Source organism: Sphingopyxis lindanitolerans, assembly GCF_002993885.1.
Classification (GTDB): Bacteria; Pseudomonadota; Alphaproteobacteria; order Sphingomonadales; family Sphingomonadaceae; genus Sphingopyxis; species Sphingopyxis lindanitolerans.
The window spans coordinates 3,644,135-3,663,996 of sequence record NZ_CM009578.1 but is presented as its reverse complement, the minus strand read 5'-3'; the positions used below and the strand labels follow the sequence as shown (position 1 = coordinate 3,663,996).

General features: G+C 66.7%; 18 protein-coding genes and 1 tRNA gene. 1 reads left to right on the top strand and 18 read right to left on the bottom strand.

The window, feature by feature from the left end; translation table 11 throughout:
- Window positions 1–109: 109 nt before the first annotated feature.
- The 14 genes from gspN to CVO77_RS21355 form a co-directional block, all read right to left on the bottom strand.
- Window positions 110–829 (bottom strand): type II secretion system protein N, encoded by a 720-nt coding sequence (gene gspN / locus CVO77_RS17370; protein ID WP_106000136.1) that lies wholly within the window; start codon window positions 827–829, stop codon window positions 110–112.
- Window positions 826–1,308, bottom strand: a complete 483-nt coding sequence (gspM, locus tag CVO77_RS17365) for a type II secretion system protein GspM (RefSeq protein ID WP_106000135.1) — start codon at window positions 1,306–1,308, stop codon at window positions 826–828. The genes gspN and gspM overlap by 4 nt, the downstream gene beginning before the upstream one ends.
- The gene (gene gspL, locus CVO77_RS17360; protein ID WP_106000134.1) at window positions 1,305–2,453 is read right to left on the bottom strand and encodes a type II secretion system protein GspL; all 1,149 of its coding nucleotides are present in this window, start codon (window positions 2,451–2,453) and stop codon (window positions 1,305–1,307) included. The genes gspM and gspL overlap by 4 nt, the downstream gene beginning before the upstream one ends.
- Window position 2,454: 1 nt before the next feature.
- Window positions 2,455–3,462 carry a type II secretion system minor pseudopilin GspK gene (gspK, locus tag CVO77_RS17355; protein WP_242445999.1) on the bottom strand — a complete coding sequence of 336 codons (1,008 nt, stop codon included), beginning with the start codon at window positions 3,460–3,462 and terminating at the stop codon, window positions 2,455–2,457.
- Window positions 3,459–4,055 carry a type II secretion system minor pseudopilin GspJ gene (gene gspJ / locus CVO77_RS17350; RefSeq protein ID WP_106000133.1) on the bottom strand — a complete coding sequence of 199 codons (597 nt, stop codon included), beginning with the start codon at window positions 4,053–4,055 and terminating at the stop codon, window positions 3,459–3,461. Before gspJ ends, gspK begins: the two co-directional genes overlap by 4 nt.
- Window positions 4,052–4,414: a type II secretion system minor pseudopilin GspI gene (gene gspI / locus CVO77_RS17345; protein WP_242445998.1), complete on the bottom strand. Its 363-nt coding sequence runs from the start codon at window positions 4,412–4,414 to the stop codon at window positions 4,052–4,054. Before gspI ends, gspJ begins: the two co-directional genes overlap by 4 nt.
- Entirely contained in the window at window positions 4,404–4,880 is a 477-nt protein-coding gene (locus CVO77_RS17340) for a GspH/FimT family pseudopilin (protein ID WP_106000132.1), read from the bottom strand. Before CVO77_RS17340 ends, gspI begins: the two co-directional genes overlap by 11 nt.
- A complete protein-coding gene (gene gspG, locus CVO77_RS17335) occupies window positions 4,855–5,340 on the bottom strand; it encodes a type II secretion system major pseudopilin GspG (RefSeq protein WP_106000131.1) in 486 nt (161 codons plus the stop codon). Before gspG ends, CVO77_RS17340 begins: the two co-directional genes overlap by 26 nt.
- Before the next feature lie 4 nt (window positions 5,341–5,344).
- Window positions 5,345–6,559 carry a type II secretion system inner membrane protein GspF gene (gspF, locus tag CVO77_RS17330; RefSeq protein ID WP_106000130.1) on the bottom strand — a complete coding sequence of 405 codons (1,215 nt, stop codon included), beginning with the start codon at window positions 6,557–6,559 and terminating at the stop codon, window positions 5,345–5,347.
- Window positions 6,552–8,045 carry a GspE/PulE family protein gene (locus CVO77_RS17325; protein ID WP_106000129.1) on the bottom strand — a complete coding sequence of 498 codons (1,494 nt, stop codon included), beginning with the start codon at window positions 8,043–8,045 and terminating at the stop codon, window positions 6,552–6,554. The genes gspF and CVO77_RS17325 overlap by 8 nt, the downstream gene beginning before the upstream one ends.
- Window positions 8,042–10,249 carry a type II secretion system secretin GspD gene (gene gspD, locus CVO77_RS17320; RefSeq protein ID WP_106000128.1) on the bottom strand — a complete coding sequence of 736 codons (2,208 nt, stop codon included), beginning with the start codon at window positions 10,247–10,249 and terminating at the stop codon, window positions 8,042–8,044. Before gspD ends, CVO77_RS17325 begins: the two co-directional genes overlap by 4 nt.
- Window positions 10,250–10,254: 5 nt before the next feature.
- On the bottom strand, window positions 10,255–11,124 hold the full coding sequence (locus tag CVO77_RS17315) for a type II secretion system protein N (RefSeq protein WP_106000127.1): 870 nt from the start codon (window positions 11,122–11,124) through the stop codon (window positions 10,255–10,257).
- Between the two features lie 264 nt (window positions 11,125–11,388).
- Window positions 11,389–14,112, bottom strand: a complete 2,724-nt coding sequence (locus CVO77_RS17310) for a TonB-dependent receptor domain-containing protein (RefSeq protein WP_106000915.1) — start codon at window positions 14,110–14,112, stop codon at window positions 11,389–11,391.
- 96 nt (window positions 14,113–14,208) lie between these two features.
- Window positions 14,209–15,834 (bottom strand): hypothetical protein, encoded by a 1,626-nt coding sequence (locus CVO77_RS21355; RefSeq protein ID WP_158258120.1) that lies wholly within the window; start codon window positions 15,832–15,834, stop codon window positions 14,209–14,211.
- Between the two features lie 308 nt (window positions 15,835–16,142).
- On the opposite strand from CVO77_RS21355, the gene CVO77_RS17295 reads away from it, so the two are divergent.
- Window positions 16,143–16,229, top strand: a tRNA-Leu gene (locus tag CVO77_RS17295).
- Window positions 16,230–16,721: 492 nt separating this feature from the next.
- Here CVO77_RS17295 and CVO77_RS17285 read toward each other — a convergent pair.
- The 4 genes from CVO77_RS17285 to trbF are packed head-to-tail and all read right to left on the bottom strand — an operon-like array spanning window position 16,722 to window position 19,861.
- Window positions 16,722–16,949 (bottom strand): DUF2274 domain-containing protein, encoded by a 228-nt coding sequence (locus CVO77_RS17285; protein ID WP_106000123.1) that lies wholly within the window; start codon window positions 16,947–16,949, stop codon window positions 16,722–16,724.
- Window position 16,950: 1 nt separating this feature from the next.
- Entirely contained in the window at window positions 16,951–18,192 is a 1,242-nt protein-coding gene (locus CVO77_RS17280) for a TraB/TrbI/VirB10 family type IV secretion system protein (RefSeq protein WP_242445997.1), read from the bottom strand.
- On the bottom strand, window positions 18,189–19,019 hold the full coding sequence (trbG, locus tag CVO77_RS17275; protein ID WP_106000122.1) for a P-type conjugative transfer protein TrbG: 831 nt from the start codon (window positions 19,017–19,019) through the stop codon (window positions 18,189–18,191). Before trbG ends, CVO77_RS17280 begins: the two co-directional genes overlap by 4 nt.
- Window positions 19,016–19,861 carry a conjugal transfer protein TrbF gene (trbF, locus tag CVO77_RS17270; RefSeq protein ID WP_106000121.1) on the bottom strand — a complete coding sequence of 282 codons (846 nt, stop codon included), beginning with the start codon at window positions 19,859–19,861 and terminating at the stop codon, window positions 19,016–19,018. Before trbF ends, trbG begins: the two co-directional genes overlap by 4 nt.
- Window position 19,862: the final 1 nt, after the last annotated feature.

Sequence of the window (19,862 nt, the reverse complement as noted above, 5' to 3'; positions counted from 1 at the left end):
GGGGCTCGTTCGAGCGAAGCGAGAACCCGCACCGTCGCTGCCTCGACTTCGCTCGGCATGACCCCTCGTCTTCGCTCGGGGAAGCGGATCATAGTCCCGGCACGGCGTTCTAAAACCGCCCCGTCGTCGTCAGCACATATCCGTTCGATCCGGGCTTGAACCCCAGCACCGTCAGCGCCGCCGCCATCGCCGGATCGCGATCGACATTGATCGCGAATTGCCCGCGCCAGGCGCCGTGCGCGTCGAACGACAGCGTCAGCCGCTCCATCCCCGACTGGCTCGCCAGCGCCGCCTGCGCCCGGCCCTGCGCGCAGGTCAGCGGCCCCGACAGACCGCGCGACAGGTCGAGCCCCGCGATCGGCGCGTTCACCATCAGTTGCAGCCGCCCCGCCGCCCGGGCGCATTTTCCGGCGCTGTCGAAACGCAGCGACACGCCCTCGAACCGGATCGTGTCGATCGGAACGATGCCGAGCCCGCCGCCCGACAGCGAAGTGACGCCGTCGACGTCGGACAGGCCGCGCGGATCGCTGCCATGCAGGCGTCCCGACAGCGCCCCGAGCCGTTCGTCGGTGCGGGCGAAGCGCAATTCGGTGTCGCCGCCGAGCAGCGCGAGCGGCGACAGGCTCGCCTCCACGGTGCCGAGCGGCAGCGCGCCGAGCCGCGCATCGATCAATGTCCCCGACCAGACCGAGCCGCGAATCTCGCGCGCCGCGATGCCGGCTTCATCGGCGCCCGCCAACGACAGCGCGAGCCGCATCGGAAAGGTCGCGATCATCAGGACCAGCGCGAACAGCGTCGCGGCGATGATCCAACGCCAACGTCCGTTCATGGCCCGGCCTTTCTAAGCTCGGCGGTCATGCCGACGGTGCCGTCGGCGGCGGGGGTGATCGTGAGTTGGTCGACAACAAACCCCTGCCCCTCCAGCCCCGCGAGCCAGTCGGTCAGCACGGGCGCCTTGGCGGTCGCGATCGCGATGGTGGCCTGCCGATCGCCGCGCGCTTCGTTGCGGTCGAGCGTCAGCCCGATCTCCCCCGCCGATTGCGCGAGGTACTGGTCGATCCGGGTCGCATCACCCGCCGAAGCGGCCGCCTTCGCCGGCTTTCCGGCCAGCAGCGCGACCTTTGCCGCGACACGGCCTTCGCGCTCGATCGCGGTGCGATGCCGGGCTTCGAGGTCGAGGAAGGCGGCAACCGCCGGGCGACCGAGCGCCCATGCAAGCACCACGAGCGCCAGCGCTCCCGCAGCGCCGACAAGCCAGCGCTCGCGCATCGACAGGCCGCTCCACCAGCTTTTCAGACCATCGATCATGGCACCGCCCGTATCGTCACCGTCGCCATCTGCTGGCCGTCGGTCCCCGCCATCGGCTGCGCCGTGATGCGATCGCCGTGCGCCTGGAGCGCGAGCAGCACCTTGTTGACATCGTCGATGCGCGGCGCCGCGAGCGTCGTCGTCAGCGTCCCGTCGGTGCGGTGCGACAAAGTCTTGAGCGACACGCCCGGCGTATCGCGCATCGCGTCATAAAGCGCGGAGGCGGGGACCGAGAAAGCGAGCGGTCCACCGCCCATGGCGGCCAGCCGCCGGTCGATCTCGGCCTCCGCCGCTTCGGCATCGGATGCGATGATGCCCGCCTTTTTTGCTATTGCAACAGTCGCTTCGTCGGCCCGGCTGGTATCGGCCGTCAACCGGACGGCATGGACGATCGGGATCAACAGGCTGACGACGGCGAGCGCGACCAGCAGCCGCTTGGCGAGCCGCAGCAACGCCGGATCGACCGACCAGTTCCGCTTCGGCTTCCATGCCCCGCTGAGCAGGTCGAGCGGCGGTGCGGCAAGCGAGAGCAGCAGCGCCTCGCGCATCCGTTCGGGCTCGAGCGGCGCGATATCACGCCCGCCCGCGACCAGCGCATCGATTTCGGGATCGGACAGAAACGCGCGATCGGCGGTGCGGACGATCGCTTCGCCGCCCAACTCGGTCATCCACATTCCATCGGGTTCGGGCGGCGGCACCGTCGCAGCCGACGGAATGATCGCGGCGGGCGACAGGCCCTGCGCGGCCAGCCACCCGGTCCACGCGGTCATCGCGGCGTGCGTCGTCACCGCGACCGCCACCGCCTGCCCCGCTTCGGCGGGTTGCCCCGCGACGACATGCAGCGCCGATGCCTCGCCAAGGCTGTCCTTGAGCGCATCGAGGCGCGCCGCCGCTGCCGCCTGGGCAGGCGCGGCGTCGGGATAATGGTGCCAGCGCAGCAGCACGTCGGCCGCCGGAGCCAAGGCAACAAGCCGGTCGTCGGCGGACTCGTCCCCCTGCGGGCTTTCCCACGCATCGACCCAGCCGTCGTCCTGTCCCGAATCGACGATCACGCCGTCATCGACGCGCAGCCATGCCGGTCGCGCCGCCGTCTCGTCCGCGAGCGTCGCCACCGGGGGCAGCCAAAGGATCAAGGTGCGGCTCATGTCAGTCGCTCTCGCCCCAGTCGCGGCGGACGATCACCGGCGGCGCCTGCCCGGCGCTGGCCGCGCCGCCATTGGCATCGATGAGCGACCTTGCCGTCAAAACCCCGTCCCCCATCGTCACCTTCGTCGTCAGCATCAGCCAGCGGCTGGTCACCCCCGCCTGTTCGGCGACATCCTGCGGCGGCTTGCGCCCTTCGAACGCCCGCGCTTCCCAGAATCTTACGCTGCTGCCATAGCCGCCGGCAGGCCGTGTCGCCAGCGCCGCGCGCGCATCCGCGACGGTCAATTCGCCGGGCAGCAGCATCGCGATCAGCGGCGCCTGCTCCGCCGACAACGTATTGACGTTAAGTTTCACCGGATCGGCAGAAGGAATCACGCAAATCCAAGGCTTTAGCTTCGCATACACTTTCGGCGTGACCCCACGCACCGCGACAACTTCACTAACATCCACCATCTTCCGGTTGGCGGCGAGATAATGCGCCTGCATCCCCCGATAAGCATTGTCTTCGGCGCCAAGCGGCCCTTCGTTGCTGTCGCTGTCGATCCAGTCGGCGGTCGCCCCCGCGATCTGCTGCGCCTCGCCGTCACCGATGCCGATCAGCTTCATCAGCGCCGCGAACTGGGCCACAGCCCCCGACCGCTGGCTAAGCCTGCCCGGCGTTACTTCGGCGACCAGACTGTTGAGGTTGAAGCAATTATTCGCATCGGTCAGCCGCGCGCGCCCTTCGCCGCCCGGCAACGGCAGGGTGAAATCGCGCCCCAGCCAACCGCCGTCCAGCGTCAGCCGCGTCGGATCGCGCGAAACCAGGCTGGCGACGCGGCGCAATGCGATCTGTTCGGCGGCAAAGGCATAGGCGCGGCCCTGATCGACCGCCGCGGCGCTGCCCGCGATGCGCGTCGCGAGCATCAACCGGTCAAGCGCGGTCGCCGCGATCACCGACATCACCGCGACGAGCAACAGCACCGTCAACAGCGCCGCGCCGCGCTCCCCCTGCTCGCCGCGCGTCACGGCGCAGGCGCCTGAACGGCGGCGGGCGCGGTCAGGAACAACATCGTCAGCAGCGCGCGCCCAGCGCGGGTCAGCCGCACCTCGACCGCGCGCGGCAGGCGGTCGTCCGGGTCGCTCGTCCAGCTTTCAGCCCAATTGCCGTGCTCGTCGCGGTAGCGGACGGCGACGCTCGCGACCTCGCCCGCCAGCCGGTCGCCGTCGGAAAGCGCGGTGCCGTCGAGCATCGGCTGGGTCGCGCGCCGCCACTCGCCGCCGGTCAGCGCATAGCCGACACGCTCGACATCGGGCCTCGGGCTACCGTCCCCGGCCCCCGCGCCGGCATGGACGAAAGCGAAGCCGGTCGACGAGCCGAGAAAGGCGGGCACATTCTCTCCCGACACCCCGCGCGTCGAACGCTGCACCGCCTGCGCCAGATCATTCGCCATCACCGCGCGCACGCGGTTGAGTCCGCCCATCGTCTTGAGCCGTGCCTGCACCGCGTCCTGCGTATCGACGCTGCTGCGGAGCAAGCCGACGCCCATCGCCGCGATCGCCGCGAAAATCGACAGCGAGACGAGCATTTCGACGAGAGTGAAGCCGCGCTCGTCGTTCATCGCGACGGCCTGATGATCGTCAGCGCCGCCTGCCCGCGCCCCGTCTCGGGCCGCACGATCAGGTCGATGCGCAGCAGCGCGTCGTCGGCGGTCGGCGCGACGCGCTGCTCGATCCGCCAGTTCCGCCCCGCGTTGGACACGCTGCTCGCGCTCGAACCGATCGTCGGCGGCGACGGATCGGTCCACAGTTCGACCGCGCGATTCTGCGCGACGATGCCCGCCATGGTGCTCTCGTCAAGATCGCCCGCCGTGCGCACCGCATAGGCGTCGAGCCGCACCAGCGTCAGGCCCGCGATGCTGATGATGCTGAGCGCGACCAGCATCTCAAGAAGGGTGAATCCGCGCTCGTCACTCGCCACGGCTGACCTCCCCCATCGCAGAGATGCGGACGATTTCGCGCGCAGCGCCGCCGCTGAGCACGACCGCCTGCGGAGTCGGACTGGTGCCGATGCGGTCGAAGCGGACGCGCGCCGCCGCCTGCCCGTCGCCCGCGGTGAACCGGATGTCGCTCGGCCAGCGTCGCTGTTCAAAGGCCCGGCCCGGAAGTGGCTGCCATGCGCCGTCGACCCGCCGCTCGAAGCCATAGCCCGAGGGCGCAAAATTCACCGCGACGCTGCGCCCCTCGATCACCGCGACATCGCGCGCGGCGGCAAGGCGCCCGGCCAGCCGGTCGGCTTCGGTACGCACCGTGCGTTCCTCGCCGGGTATCGTCAGCACGACGGCGGTCGCCGCGAGCGCGAGGATCGCGAGCACGACCATCAGTTCGACGAGCGTGAAGCCGCGGTCACCCGTGCGGAGTTCAGTTGTCCCCGTGAATATCGGCATTGTCGTCGGTTCCGCCCGGCGCGCCGTCGGCGCCCATCGACCAGACGTCGAACGCCTTTCCGTTCGCGGCGGGCGCCTGATAATCATAAGGACGGCCCCACGGATCGTTCGGCAGTTTCTTGATATAGCCGCCGCGGCGATAACGCTCGGGCTGCGCGAGCGCGGGCGGCGCGGTAACGAGCGCGTTCAACCCGTCGGTGGTCGCCGGATAGACGAGATTGTCGAGCCGATATTGTTCGAGCGCGCTTTCCAGCGTCGCGATATCGGCCTTCGCCTTCGTCACCATCGCCCTGTCCTGGCTCGGCAACACATTGATCATCACGACCGTCGCCAGTAGACCGATGATGAAGATCACGACCATCAACTCGGTCAGGGTGAAGCCGCGCTCGTCGCGCTGGCGGCGGCAAACGGACCGGGAGGGGTCGAACATCAGGCGAAGGAAAAGCTGCATCAGCGACATGATATTATAGCCCCGCGAGGTTCTGCAACTGGAGGATCGGAAGCAGGATGGAAAGGATGATGAGTGCGACGCACGACCCCATAACGACAATTATGACAGGTTCGAGTAAAGCCATCGACGCGGCGGTGAAACGATCGAACTCGCGCTCCAGATAATCCGCCGCGCGTTCGAGCATCTGCTCCAGCCGCCCGGCACTTTCACCGCTCGCGGTCATATAGACGAGCAAGGGCGGAAAGACCCCGGCGTCGCGGAGCGCCGCCGACAGGCTGCCCCCCGCGCGCACCTGATCGACGATGCCCGCGGTCGCGCTCGCCAGCGCCGCGTTGCGGATCGTCGGGACGGTCAGCCGCAGCCCCTCGACGAGCGGCAGGCGGCTCGACACCATGGTCGAAAGCGTCCGCGCGAAGCGCGCGGCATAAAGGTCGCGGAGCAGGCGGCCGAGCAGCGGCAGGCGAAGCAGGCGGCCGTCGACCGCCGCCTTGAACGCCGGACGGCGCATCGCGCGAACCCACCCGAAAACGGCCGCGGCGATCAGCAGCAGCGCAAGCCACCACCAGGTCGCCGCGAAGCTCGAGATCGCGATCACGGCGCGGGTCAGGAAGGGCAATTGCTGGCCGACATCGTCGAACTGCTCGACGACGCGCGGGACGACGAAGATCATCAGCGCCGCCACGACCCCGACCGCGACGACCGCGAGCACGACCGGATACGCGAGCGCAGCGATCAGCTTGCCGCGCACTTCGGCCTGACGTTCGAGCAGGTCGGCGAGGCGGGCAAGGATGGTGGTGAGGCTGCCCGTCGTCTCACCCGCCGCGACCATCGCACGATAGAGCGGCGGGAAACTCGCGGGCTGGCGCGCCATCGCATCGGCGAGGCGGCGGCCTTCGAGCAGCCCGGCATGGACGTCGCCGATCACCATGCGCGCGCTTTCGGCTTCGCTCTGCCGCGTCAGTGTGCGCAAAGCTTCCTCCAACGGCGCGACCTCGACCAGCGTTGCGAGCTGGCGCGTGAAGAGCGCGAGTTCCTGGTGGCCGAGCTTGCCCTTGCGAAAGGCGAGCAGCGAGCGGGCGGCGGGCTTGGTTCCGGCCTCTTCGACCGCGACGATATGGAATTTGCGCAGCGCCAGGCTGGCGCGCGCGGCATCGTCGTTCGCGGCGGTCAGCCGCCCCTTGCGCTCGCGGCCCTGGGGATCGATCGCCACATAGCGATAATCAGGCATCGACGTCCTCGCGCCGCGCGATGCGGATCGCTTCCTCGGGCGTGGTCAGTCCCTTGGCGACCATCGCGCGCGCCGCACTGGCGAGGGTCGGCGCCTTCAGGAACGCATGCTTGGCGATCATCGCCTCATCGCCACCGGCGTAGATATAGCGGCGCACCGTCTCATCGACCCTGATCGCCTCGAACACCCCGACGCGGCCCTTGAAGCCGCTGCCGCCGCACGCTTCGCAGCCCTTCGGCTTCCAGATGACGGTGCCGATATCAAGCCCGAGCAGCGCGGCGATGCTGTTGTCGGCCTGCACCGGCTCGCGGCAATGATCGCAAAGCTTGCGCACCAGCCGCTGCGCGATCACCGCGCGGAGCGTCGAGGCGAGCAGGAACGGCTCGACCTTCAGATCCTTGAGGCGGGTGATCGCGCCGACGGCATCGTTGGTGTGGACGGTCGACAGCACGAGGTGGCCGGTGAGCGATGCCTGCACCGCAATGTCGGCGGTTTCACGGTCGCGAATTTCGCCGACCATCACGACATCGGGGTCCTGGCGCAAAATCGCGCGCAGCCCGGCGGCGAAATCGAGCCCGACCTTGGCGTTGACCTGCGTCTGCCCGACCCCGTCGACCGCATATTCGACCGGATCCTCGACGGTCAATATATTGCGCTGGCCATCGTTGAGCTGTTTCAGCGCCGCATAAAGCGTCGTCGTCTTGCCCGACCCGGTCGGGCCGGTGACGAGGATGATGCCATTGGGTTCGGCCAATGCTTCGCGCAATATGCGGTCGGCCTCGCCCGCCAGCCCAAGCACGTCGAAGTCGATCCCGGCCGCGTCCTTGTCGAGAATACGCATCACGACGCGCTCGCCCGCGCGGCTCGGCAGCGTCGAGACGCGGACATCGACCGCTTTCCCCGCCAGAGTCAGCCCGATCCGCCCGTCCTGCGGCACGCGGCGTTCGGCGATGTCGAGCCGCGCCATCACCTTGATGCGGCTGACGACGACGGGGGCGACATGCGGCGGCATGCGCAGATGCTCGCGCAGCACGCCGTCGGTGCGCATGCGGACGACGAGGCCGCTTTCATAGGGTTCGATATGGATATCGCTGACCCCCTGCCGCACCGCTTCGGCGATGATCGCGTTGATCAGGCGGATCGCCGGGGCGTCGTCGGCGCTGTCGAGCAGATCCTCGGCGCTCGGCAGGCTGAGGTCGAGGTCGCCATTGCCGACCGACCCCGCCATCGCCGCCGCCGACGCATCGACGGCATAATGGTCGGACAGCAGCCGGTCGAAATCGGCGGCGTTCGCGGTGGCGACGCGGATCGGCTGTGCCAGATAGCGCTTCACCTCGATCAGCACCGCGGCGTCGCTGCCCTCGCGCAAGGTCGCGAGCCAGCGTGCGTCACCGTCCGGCGCGATCACGACGCCGTGGCTGCGCGCGAAGCCATAGGGAATGTCGACCGGCGCCGGGGGCGGCGCGGCCGGTTCGGCGTCGCTCACCGACGGTCTCCGACGGGGGGAGCGGGCGCCTGCGACACCGACGGCGGGACGTCGGCGGGAACGACACTGCCGCCCTGCCCGCGCAGCGCGGGAAGATCGACCGGACCGATCGTCACGTCCGCCGCCGTAGGCGCGGTCGGCACCGGCGGGACGGTGCCCATATAATCGCGCACCAGCGTGTCGATCGCGGGTTCTTCGTTCGGGTTCCGCTGAAGCTGGAAGTCGCGGATATAGCCATAGCGGCGCGCGGTGAGCGCGGCATTATCCTCGCGATTACGCAGGATCGTCGGGCGGATGAAGACCATCAGGTTCGTCTTCGACCGGCTGCGGCTGCGCGACTTGAACAATTCGCCGATCAGCGGAATGTCGCTGAGCAGCGGAATGCGCTCGATCGTCTTGCGCTCGTCGTCGTTGAGCAGGCCGCCGATCGCCAGTATCTCGCCATCGTCGACGGTCAGTACCGTTTCGAACGAGCGCTTGTTGATGATCAGGTCGCTGTTGCGCGACGACACCGGCCCCGCGACACTCGACACTTCCTGGCGGAGGAACAGCTTGACCTCGCCCGCGCCGTTGACCTGCGGCGTGACCTCGAGCTTGATGCCGACCTCTTCACGCTGGACGGTGCGGAACGCATTTTCGAAATTGTCGCCGAGCTTCTCGCCCGTCGTGATCGGCACTTCCTGCCCGACGAGGAATTTCGCCGCCTGATTGTCGAGGGTCACGATATGCGGCGTCGCCAGCAGGTTCGACGTCGTGTCGGATTTCACCGCGTTGATGATCGCGCCGAAGATCGTGTTCTTGCCGATATCGCCGGCAAAGCCAGCAAAGCCGCCGGTCGCCGACAGCAGCGACGCCGCCGCCGCGTCCTGCAGGCTGCTGCCGAGCGCGCTCGACGTCTGGGTAACCGTGGTCGTGCCGTCGACGGTCGTCTTGTCCTCGGTCAGCTTGGTTGCGGCATAGGCGCCGCCGAGGGTGAAGATGTTCGGCTGGGCATTGCTGTAATTGGTCGCGACGAAGGGGATATTCTTGCCGCCGAGCAGGAACTGGACGCCAAGCCGTTTCGCGGCATCGTCGCCGATCTCGACCACGATTGCCTCGACAAGCACCTGTTCGCGGCGGCTGTCGAGCTGGCGGATCAACTCGCCGAGCATCCGCTGTACTTCGCTGTTGGCGGCGACGATGATCGCGTTGGCGCCTTCGTAGCGGGTGACGATCGCCGGCCCGCGCGTCGCGATGCTGCCGCCCGAACCGCCGACCGAGGTCGAAGCAGGCATCGGCGCGGGCGTCGGCGTGCTGCCGCCGTTCGACGACGAAGAGGAAGAGGAGGATGCGGGCGGCAGGCCCGCCTTTTGCGCCGGGTCGCTGCCGCCGCCGACAAGCTGTTGCAAGGTCGGGAGCAAGGTTTCGGCATTGGCATGTTCGAGCCAATAAACGCGCAGTTCGGTGCCGCCCGCCGCCTTGGCGTCGAGGTCTTTCGCCATCGAGACAAATCGCGCGACCAGCGCCTGATCGCCGCGCAGCGCGATCGCGTTGCTGCTGTCGATCGGCACGATCGCGAGCGGCGCCTTCGCCCCCTCGCCCGCCGCCGGGATCAACGCGGTGAGCGCGGCGGCGATCTCGCGCGCGCCCGCGTTCTTCAGCGTCACGATCTGGCTGGTCGAGCTGTCGCGGTCGATGCTGCCCGCCAGCGCGCGGATGCGGCGGATATTATCGGCGAAATCGGCGACGATCAGGCTGTTGGCGTTGCGGTTCGCGGTCAGCGACCCCTGCGGACTGACCAGCGGACGCAGCGTTTCGACCGCCGCGACGGCGTCGATATGTCGAAGGCGGATGATCTCGGTGACGAACTGGTTCTGCGCCGCGCGGTCGCTGCCGATCCGGCCTGGCTGCGCCGCGGCGCCGTCGATCGGCTGGATACGATAGCTGCCGCTCGGTCCCGGCACCGCGACGAGCCCGTTCGAGCGCAGCGTCGACAGGAAAATCTCGAAATATTCGCTGCGCGACAGCGGCCGGTCGGTGACGACCGACACCTTGCCGTTGACGCGGCCGTCGATGACGAAGGTGCGCCCGGTGATCCGCGCCGCATCCTGGATGAAGGCGCGGATATCGGCATCACGGACATTCAGCGTATATTGCGCGAACGCCGGTCCCGGCGTGGCGGAAACGAGAGCGGCGGCGAGCATCAGGGACAGTTTGAGACGCATAAGACCTATTGTTTCGCGAGGAGAATGGCGACGGGAACGACGCTGGCGCCGCGCTCGACTTCGATCGAGAGGCGCGCACCGGGGGTGAACTGGTTCGCCAGCGCGGCAGCGTCGCCCGCCGAGCTGATCGGGCGGCCGTTCACCGAGCGGACGACGTCGCCGGGTTTCAGGCCCGCGGCGCGAAAGACCGCACCATCGCCCTGCGGCTGGACGACGAGGCCGGTGATCTTGCCATTCTCGGTCCGCGGCGCAAAGCCGACTCCGGCTTTCAGCGCCGCGGGCGACATCTCGCCGCTCGGTGGCGCAGCGGTGCTCCCGATTTCGGGCGTCGGTGCGGGAAGCGCGGGGTTCGCGACGGGAGCTTCGCCGCTCTGATCGAGGAACAGGCTCTCGCGCGTGCCGGCGCGGTCGAGCAGCACATGGTCGAAGGCGACCCCGGCCAGCGTCACGCCCGGCGCGACCTCGTCGCCGACGGCATAGCTCGCCTGCACCCCATCCTCGCCGGCGATGATCGCCGAACCGCCCCCGGTCGCTTCGTTGAGGTTGACGCCGAACAGCGTCAGGCCAAGCGCGGTGACGGTCGCGCTCGCCGGGCCCTGCGGCGCGGTGCGAAAAAAGGGATCGATGCTGGAAAAAAGCGCCCGCCGCTCGGCGGGTGAAGCGATCACCGCGGTCTGCGGCTGCCACGCGCCGAGCGGCGACAGCGGCACGACCAACGTCCAGAACAGACGGACGCATTGCCAGATCAGCAACGCCCCGAGCAGACCGACGAGCAGCAACGGCAGGGCCTCGCGCGGCGCGCCTTTCCCGACGCGCAGCCACGACGGCAGCGCGCGCGGCAGCCGAACGGCCGATCCGGTCATCAGCACTGCCATGGCGTCGTCCCTGTCCCCCAACTGAAAGGCTGCATCGCGAATCGCCTAGGCGCGATCGATGACAATCAGTTGACAGTAAGATTACAGTTTTTTGTCAGCGGAGCGAGTCCGGCGCTGACGGCGGCGGGCACGGTGCCGGACGGCGGGCCGCGTGACATTCATTCGCATCGTCGTTGCGAGGAGCGAAGCGACGCGGCAATCCAGAGCAGGCGTAAGCCGCCCTGGATTGCTTCGCTCCGCTCGCAATGACGAGGCTGGTTCGGCTCAGAATTTCACCGACCCGCCGAGCGAGAAGGTCGCTCCGGGCTTGTACAGATTGTAATAGATGCGGTTGCCGCCACTTTCCTGCATTTCCTTATATTTGGTGCCGAGCAGGTTGCGCGCCTCGAACTTGAGCTCGAACTGCTTGCCGAACATCGGGATGCCCTGGCGCGCGACGAAGTCGAGCTGGATGCCGGGACGCTCGAAGATGTCGGGCTGACCCGACGGCCCGCGCCGCGTGATGCGGTCCGACGCATAGGAGATCAGGATCGTCTGCTGCGACAGGCGTTCGGTGTCCTCGATCCCGAGTTCGACATTGACCAGATGGTCGGACTGGCCGGTCAGCGGCGCGCCGTCGCGAAAGAACTGGCTCGCCAGCGTCGCGCCGGTGAAGGGGAAGGCCTGGACCGGGTCATCGGCGCCGACCTTCAGCTTCGACTGCGACCAGGTGTAATTGCCGATCAGCACGGCGCGGCGATTGGCCCAGACGCCGCCCTCCCCGCCGCCGAGGTCGACATATTTCTTCGCCTCGAACTCGATGCCATAGAGCGTCGCCTCGGGCGCGTTGGCGAAACGGGTCGTCACAGCATTGCCGTCGAAGCTGGCATAGGTCTCGATCGGATTCTTGATCCTCTTCCAGAAGCCGCCGATCGACACGCGCTGTTCGGGCGCGAAATACCATTCGAACCGGCCTTCGGCGTTGGTGAGCTGGCTGTCGACGAGCTGCGGGTTGCCCTGGAAATTGCGGTTGGTGTCGGGGTCGTAATAGGTCTGGAACACCAGCTCGCGGAACTGCGGTCGCGCGATCGTCTTCGACGCGCTGAAGCGGACCTGCATCTGCGGCTCGATTTCATAGGTCAGCGTCGCCGCGGGGAGCAGATAGTCGCGGCTGAGATTGGTCGCAGGCGGCAGCGTCGGGCTGACAAGATAGGCTTGCACCGGCGACACGCGCAGGACCGCGCTTTCATAACGGGCGCCGATATTGACGTTGAGCTGGTCGAGCAGGTCGGCCTGGATCTGGAAATAGGCCGCGTGATTGCGCAGGATCGCGCGGAAGGTCGGGTTCGACCCCGTGCTGTCGACCAGACTGATCCCCGTCGGGCTGGGATTGGCCGGGCAATCGGGATCGACCGTCGGATTGAGCGGCGGGAAGCAGATGACCGTCTGCGACAGCAACAGGTCGGGGCGGAGCAGCGAAACGCCGAGCGGGATATTATTATTGCCCTGGAACAGGAAGTCGCGGCGTTCGGTGACGCGGTTCGTGTCGCTATAGGCATAGCCATAGACCGCCTTGACGCGCGGCGCGATCTCCCACGTCAGATCGACCCCCGCCGAATAGAGATTCTCGTTGAGGTCGGAGAAAGCGATCGATGCGCTGCCCGGCCGCTGACCGGTGTTCAGCGTGTTGGTGAAGAACTGGCCATAGGGATCGGTCGGGCTGTTCGACCGGCTGTAGAGGAAGCTCAACTCGAACGGCGCCTCGCGCTGCGAATTGGCATAGCCGGCGCGGACGTCGATGCCGAGGTCGTCGAACGGCTTGAACTCGCCGACGAACTGGGTGTCGATGAGCTGGCGCGCATACCAGGCGGTGTCCTGATACTGAAAGCTGACCCCCGGATTGGCGTCGGCGGTATCAGGCCGATCCTCGGCGCCGAGGCGCGCCTGCTTGATCGTGTCGCGGATATAGAGGTTCGTCCAGCGCAGCTTGTTCTCGCCGAACTCGGCGCTGAGCCCGAGCAGCGCGTTCGCGACGATGCGGTTGTCGGTGATGACGCGGCGGATGTTCGTGTTGAGCGACGACAGGTCGAGCGCGTTCGCAGTCTGCTGCGTCACCGCGCGGCTACGCCATTTGTTGGTATAGCCCGCGGTCGCGATCAGGCCGATCTCGGTGCCGCCCAGATCCCAAGCCTTGCCGCCGGTGATATTGGCGCCCCAGTTGACGGGCATGTCGTCGTTGCGCTGGACGATGCCGTTGCGCGCGGTGACGAACTGACCGGCGATCGCCTGCTGGTTGACGCTCGGATCATTGATCCGCAGCCCCGAGGCGCGCCAGGCGGCATAAGCGGACGGAAGCTTGCGGCCGCCGTCGCCGAAGCCGGTCCAGTCGCTGCCCGTGCCATAATAGGTATAGCCAAGCCGGCCGGTGGTTTCCGAATTGCCGCCGATGGTCGCGCCAATCTCCAGAAACGGCTCGCGCGGAACCGCCTTGGTCGTCAGATTGATCACACCGCCGCCGAATTCGCCCGGAAAATTCGCCGAATAGCTTTTCTGCACCAGCGACGATGCGATGATGCTGGAGGGGAAGATGTCGAGCGGGACGACGCGCTTCAGCGGCTCGGGGCTCGGCAGCGGCGATCCGTTGAGCAGCGCGAGCGAATAGCGGTCGCCGAGCCCGCGGACATAAACGAAACCGTTGCCGACAACGCTGAGGCCGGTGACGCGGCCGAGCGCGCCCGCGATATTCCCCTCGCCCGTCCGCGCGATATCGGCGGCGCCGAGGACCGAGACGACCTGCGGCGCGTTGCGCTCGATATTGGCGCTGCGGCGGCCGGTGACGACGATATCGGCGCCGGGGATCGAAATGTCGGTCTCGTCATCGGCAGGCGCCGGGTCGGCGCTTACCGGCGCGGGCTCCACCTGCGCGGCTTCTTGCGCCCATAGCGTGGCGGGCGCGACGAACGCCGTGGACATCAACAACAGGCGGACGAGCCGGAGCGGCTTGGTCATGACGGTCATCCCTTGGGGTAACGAGACCCCATAAATTCCAGAAATATGTGGGGAGGGAGCGGCACACGCCGCTCCCTCCCATCGAAGCAAAGCGCGTCAGGCGGTCGGCAGCGAGGTGCACAGACCCGTGTTGCCGGTGCCGAAATCGGCGGCGGTGCTGTTGCAGGTCCACCCCTGATACCAGGTGTCGCTCGCATCCTTGACCGCGCCGATATAGCTCGTCTTGTCGAAGAAGCCGGCGCGGGTCAGTTCGATGCCGTTGAACAGCTGCGCATTCAGCGTCGAGACGTCGAACGCCGCCACCTTGGTCTCGTTCGCCCCGTTGATGAACAGGCTGGTGAACGTCGGCGTATAGGCATCGTCATTGCCGTTCGAGCCGGTGCCGAAGATCGACGCCACCGCGCCCACGGTGATGCCGCTGTCGATATATTTGGTCGATGCGCACTGCATCAGCACCGAACGAAAGATCGGCGCGCCGAACTCGTCGGCCGCGACGCTCTGGGTGCCCGACGCGGTCTGCGTCCGGCTGATGTTGATGCAGGGGTTGGTCGGGCTGACCAGTACCGAGTTGTAGAGTCCATAGTCGGTGCCGCCGCGCAGCAGGATCGACGCCTTGTCGGACGAGCTGTTCTGCGAATTCTGGAAAAAGACGAAATTCGCGACCCGCGTGTTCTGGCGCGGATTGTTGCCGTCGAGCGCATTGTCGGTATCCGCCTCGATCATCGCGTCACCGATATTCGGGCGCTGCACGACGATGCCATATTGGAAGTTCGCCTTGGTCCCGACGTCGGTGTCGAGATTGTCGTCTTCGGCGCCGACCGCGATGAAATGCTTCACATGGGCGTGGCCGCCGAACACTTCGACCGCGTCGTCGGAGCTGTTGTACGACATGATATGGTCGATCTGCGTCGCCGACCCGACCGCCTGCAGCGTCAGCGACTGAAGCTCGCTGTTCGAAGACAGGACATAGCCCGAATAGCGGATCTGAACATAGCTCATCCGGCCGCTGTTGTCGTTGTTGAGGACGCCGCCATAAAGCGCGTCGTCGACTGCACCTTCGGTCTGGCGTTCGCAGGCGTTGCTGCCCGGCGCGGCGCCGGTGGCGGCGCAATCGGTGATCTGCGCGCGGCCGCTCAGCACGACGCCGCCCCACTGGCCCGACGAGCTTTCGGTGTTGAGGCCCTGGACGTTGTCGCGACTGGTGAAGATGATCGGCTGGGTCGAGGTGCCGACGGCCTGGATCTTGTTGCCGCGATTGACGTTCAGCCACGACGGCCCCGATTCGCCATAAAGAATGACGCCCGGATCGATCGTCAGCGTGACGTCGGTCTTGTCGGTCGATTCCTCGGTCGGCCCCTGATCATAACCGACATCGACGCGGCCGTTGATGCGATAGAGGAGGCCGGCGATCTTCGGCAGCGTCGAATTGGCGGTGAGGCGCGCGGGCAGCGTGCAGACGCGCCAGCTGCCGATCGCCGCATTGCTGATCGTGCCGGCGTCGGTCAGCGCGCCGCCGCCGATGGTGGGGCAGCCCGCGGCCGGAGTGACGGTCGGGGTCGGGGTCGGCGTGGGGGTGGGGGTCGGCGTCGGGGTCGGCGTGGGGTTGATGATGATCGTGCCACCCTCGCCCGGCGACGCGACGTCGTCGGCCCCGCAGGCCGCAAGGGTGGAACAGGCCACGCTGGTAAGCATGATCAGACGAATGCGTGCGAAAGCCGCCATGAAATTCTCCGTTCCCGGTGTGCGCAAGAGAGGGCGCTGCTGAAAAACCACCGGTGAACAAAGAGAGAGATGTCCGCCCCGCCCCCGGTGACGTCGCCACTAGGGTGATTCGATGACGGTCTGACGCCAGAGCGATGACGGTTCGATGACTCTTCGGCGTCGGTTCGATGACATCCGCGAACGCGCGCAGGCCCGCGCCTTCGCGAGCAGAGAAAATAAAAGCGGCGAAGCTTGCTTGCATCGCCCGAAAAGCTTTGCTAGGCGCCCGCTCCTACCCGGTGCCGGACCCGTTCGGCCCAACATGATGTGCGGTCGTGGCGGAACTGGTAGACGCGCAACGTTGAGGTCGTTGTGGCCGAAAGGCCGTGGAAGTTCGAGTCTTCTCGACCGCACCAATATCCATTGTTTTCATTGGATTATTTTGGGGGTTTGGCACAGTAGGGTGCAAAACCCGCTTTTCAAAAATCTGCAGAATGTGCCCGAATTGCGACGAACCGTGCAAGATCGTCGACGGATACATTGCGCCATTTGCACCATGAGAAAACGGCGAAATTCGCTGATTTTCTGCGGGTTCCAGGGTGATCTCACGTCAAAAAGGCTTTGCGGCGGGCCTCAGGTCAATCTGGGCCGACCGCCGCACCGTTTGCCCGGATAGCTATTGTTGATCGCCCATTCGCGCGCGATCTCTGGGACCCATCGGGCGCGAGGCAATGTGGCTACCCTCGGCGGCAGTTTCGCAGGACATTGTGAAACCAGACGGCAGACCGTCGTCTCTGAATAGCCCAGAAATTTCGCCAGTTCCCTGGCCGTCCAAAGCTTGTCGTCATCGACGATCGACATGCGTCACACGCCAAACTGGAAGAAATCAACGCTCGACGAGAAGCTGATCATGTCGGCATTTTCCCCGTCTTCTCGAACTTTGCGAATTCGCGGTCACTATCGAGGAAGGCGGAAAGCATCGCGGGTATCAGCTCGGTGATCGATTCTTCGGCGCCATAGGCCGATGCGTAGGCTGCGGCATAAGCGGAGAGCCGCGCATTGAGTTCGGGCAGGATGACGATCCCGACTTTTATCGGGGTGCGATCGGGAAGGCGGGCGAGTTTGAGATCGACCATTTCAGCCTTCCACGCCGCGCCACGGTCGAAGAACGATATCCTTGTGAACGAGAATCCGCAGCGGCCAGCCGGGGCGAACCTTGAGCGTCGGTTGCACATCAAGATTGCGCTGGACCAAATGATCGCCGGCGCGTGCGCCGCTTTGCTGAGTCGATTCACGGATTGCCCGAACGAGATCGCTCTCACCGCTTCCTGCGCCGAGTTCGGTCCCAACGCCAAGTAAGGTCGAGAGGACGACGCCCTTCAATAGCTGCCAGGTATGACGGTCGACGCGGTCGGCCAGGCCCGCATGACCCTCCGTGTCGGTTGCCGGAACATTGTCGATCCGGATTGACGAGCCGTCGGGCAGAATGATTCGCTGCCACACCACCAGCGCACGGCTCTGCCCGAACGCGACCACGCTGTCGTAGCTTCCGATCAGCCGCGAGCCTTGCGGAATGAGCAAGGTTCGTCCGGTGACGCTGTCTTTGACATTTTCAGTGACCTGCGCGGTCACCATCCCGGGCAGGTCGGAATTGAGCCCCGTAATCAGGCTCGCCGCGATCACGCTACCGGCATTCACAGTCCACGGCGAAACCGGACTCTCAAGCCGGTGCGGATTTATGTGGTCGCTGCCATTGGAACGACCGACCATCTCATTCTTGCGCCGCTGGCCGTTCGGGTCGGCACCCACTTCGGCCACCGCTATTCGCGCCTGTTCGGACCCCGGCGCAACTGCCTGGCCGGTCGCGCCCTCAGCAGCCGCCGTGCGTGTGAGCGGCAGCATGACGCCTGACTCGCGGGCCGCGCGACGCTCTGCTGCAAGGCGCTGACGCTCGGTTTCGGCGTCCTTCGCGGCGCCCGCGGCAAGCTGCGAAGCGCTATCGGCAGGCGCTTCCATCGCCATCTGGCGCTCCTTGGCGAGAATCGGCCTGCCGAGATCGCCCGGCAGCGGCGGCCCCAGTGCCGGCACGTCGCCATAGCTCGCGGGCGCGCCTGCCACGACGTCAGCCGCTCCTTTGGCCGCAACCGGTGCAGTATCATCGTCAACCTGGGAAAACCCGGGCTCGGAGCGGCCGAAGGCCAGCCAGCCGACGCCCACGATTGCCGTCGCGCCCAATCCGGCAAGAGCAATGATCGCACCGCGGCGAAATCGCGTCACCGGTGCCGGCCTTCCGCGCATGACAAGGCTTTCGGGATCGACCTTCGCGCGAACCACCTCGGGAGCCGGTGATTCTGCGGGCTTTGGGGTGCTCTCGGTCACGCGCCGCTCCTTCCCTGCTTGGCATGCGTCGCCCCGGACCGGGTAATGCGGACGATCTTCTGCTTCTTGCTGCCCAGCCGCAGCTCGGCGGCGGCGAAAAGCCGGTCGACGACATAATAGCGTCCTGCGACGCGGTAGTTGACGAGTTCGGCCTCGCCTTTGGGTCCGAGCACGAACAGCGGCGGCGCTTCGCCGGTCGCAATGGCCGCCGGAAATTCGATCCAGGTCTGGCGCCCGTCGTCAAAAGCGCGCAGCGGCCGCCACGCCGGCTTGTCGCCGCCGATCGCATAAGCGAAGTTGAGATCGTCGACGGCGATACCCGCAGAAACAGGGCGGGCCGCTTCTTCCGCAGCGCGGGCGCTCGCAATCGCAAGCAGTTCGTCCTGGGGATAGGTCCAGCGGATCGCGGTCATCGCCGTTGCATTGGTGCTCGTCAGTTGGACATGATAGACGCGCCGGTCGGTTGCGATGACGAGGTTGGTCGAAAGCCCTGCCGCAAAAGGTTTGACGAGGATATGGGTGCGTTTCGCGTCACCGCTCCCGCTGGTGGTGTCACCGACGGTCCAGCGCGCCGTGTCGCCGGCAGCGACCGAGGTCAGCGCCTCGCCCGGTTGCAGGGCGATGTCGCTAACGCGTCCCGGCGCTGTGTAGAGACGATAAAGTGCGCCTTCGGCGTAAGGATAGACCTGGACGGCGTTCATATATCCGGAGGCTACGGGTTCGCGTACCGCCGCCTTGGTCGCGGACGCCACGCCTGGTCCGGCGTGCGCGTAAACCGGGAGCGCGAGCGCGGCGAGGCAGGTCGACAGGATGAGGGACCGTATCACGAGGCTTCTCCTTCAGATTGGGTCGGCGCGGTAGATCGCGGCGCAAGACTGGGATCGAGCGGCGATCCCGATGGAATATCGGCTGGCGGTGCCGGTCCAGTCAGCGAACCCGAGCCGGCACGCGGCACCGCCGCCGCGCCGGTCGGCGGCAGCGCTGGCGTCTCGAGCTCGCGGCTCCAGTCGATCGCGTCGACATAGAGGCCGAGTGGATTCTTGCGCAGGACCTCGGCCGAGCGCGGGGGCTGGAGTTTGACCGTCACGACGGCAGTCCAGCGCGAGGTGCCCGACAGGCTGCCGCGCTCGAAGGCCTGCTCGGTCCAGTTGACGCGGAAGCTGGTGTCGGATGAGCGGACGACGCTTATAACCTGCACCGAAACGGTGCGGCGCCCGACTTCGGCGAACGGGTTCGACGCGCGGGCATATTCGCCAAGGAACAGTGCGCCGCGCGTCGTCGCGAAGTCGTAGGCCGAAAGCCAGTTCTCGCGCATCAACACAGCGTCGAGTGATCGCGCGCGGATATGAGTGATAAAGCGGCCGAGATGCCAAGCGATCTGCGGGTCGCTCGGCCGAAACGTGGCATCGGCCGGGGTCACCGCCTGCGCCTGCCCGAGCTTGTCGACCTCAACCACATAGGGGATGACGCGGCTCTGCATCGATTGCCAGACCAGCGCCGACGAAAGGCCGATCGTCAGGAAGAGCCCGCCGAATGCCATGAGCCGCCAGTTCTTCGCCTGGACGCGCGCCGAACCGATGCGTTCGTCCCAGAGCTGCCCCGCGCGTTGATAGGGCGTTTCGGGCTCGGGCGTCTGCCCATAGCGTTGCACGGCACGTTTAAATCGCATG

What these genes read in the sequence shown, in the direction of transcription:
- gspL (WP_106000134.1), bottom strand. Translation starts at nt 2,453, where the DNA reads ATGAGCCGCACCTTGATCCTTTGGCTGCCCCCGGTGGCGACGCTCGCG.
- CVO77_RS17340 (WP_106000132.1), bottom strand. Translation starts at nt 4,880, where the DNA reads ATGCCGATATTCACGGGGACAACTGAACTCCGCACGGGTGACCGCGGC.
- trbF (WP_106000121.1), bottom strand. Translation starts at nt 19,861, where the DNA reads ATGCGATTTAAACGTGCCGTGCAACGCTATGGGCAGACGCCCGAGCCC.
- CVO77_RS17315 (WP_106000127.1), bottom strand. Translation starts at nt 11,124, where the DNA reads ATGGCAGTGCTGATGACCGGATCGGCCGTTCGGCTGCCGCGCGCGCTG.
- CVO77_RS17310 (WP_106000915.1), bottom strand. Translation starts at nt 14,112, where the DNA reads ATGACCAAGCCGCTCCGGCTCGTCCGCCTGTTGTTGATGTCCACGGCG.
- gspN (WP_106000136.1), bottom strand. Translation starts at nt 829, where the DNA reads ATGAACGGACGTTGGCGTTGGATCATCGCCGCGACGCTGTTCGCGCTG.
- CVO77_RS17285 (WP_106000123.1), bottom strand. Translation starts at nt 16,949, where the DNA reads ATGGTCGATCTCAAACTCGCCCGCCTTCCCGATCGCACCCCGATAAAA.
- gspD (WP_106000128.1), bottom strand. Translation starts at nt 10,249, where the DNA reads ATGCGTCTCAAACTGTCCCTGATGCTCGCCGCCGCTCTCGTTTCCGCC.
- gspJ (WP_106000133.1), bottom strand. Translation starts at nt 4,055, where the DNA reads ATGAACGACGAGCGCGGCTTCACTCTCGTCGAAATGCTCGTCTCGCTG.
- gspM (WP_106000135.1), bottom strand. Translation starts at nt 1,308, where the DNA reads ATGATCGATGGTCTGAAAAGCTGGTGGAGCGGCCTGTCGATGCGCGAG.
- gspF (WP_106000130.1), bottom strand. Translation starts at nt 6,559, where the DNA reads ATGCCTGATTATCGCTATGTGGCGATCGATCCCCAGGGCCGCGAGCGC.
- CVO77_RS21355 (WP_158258120.1), bottom strand. Translation starts at nt 15,834, where the DNA reads ATGGCGGCTTTCGCACGCATTCGTCTGATCATGCTTACCAGCGTGGCC.
- gspG (WP_106000131.1), bottom strand. Translation starts at nt 5,340, where the DNA reads ATGTCGCTGATGCAGCTTTTCCTTCGCCTGATGTTCGACCCCTCCCGG.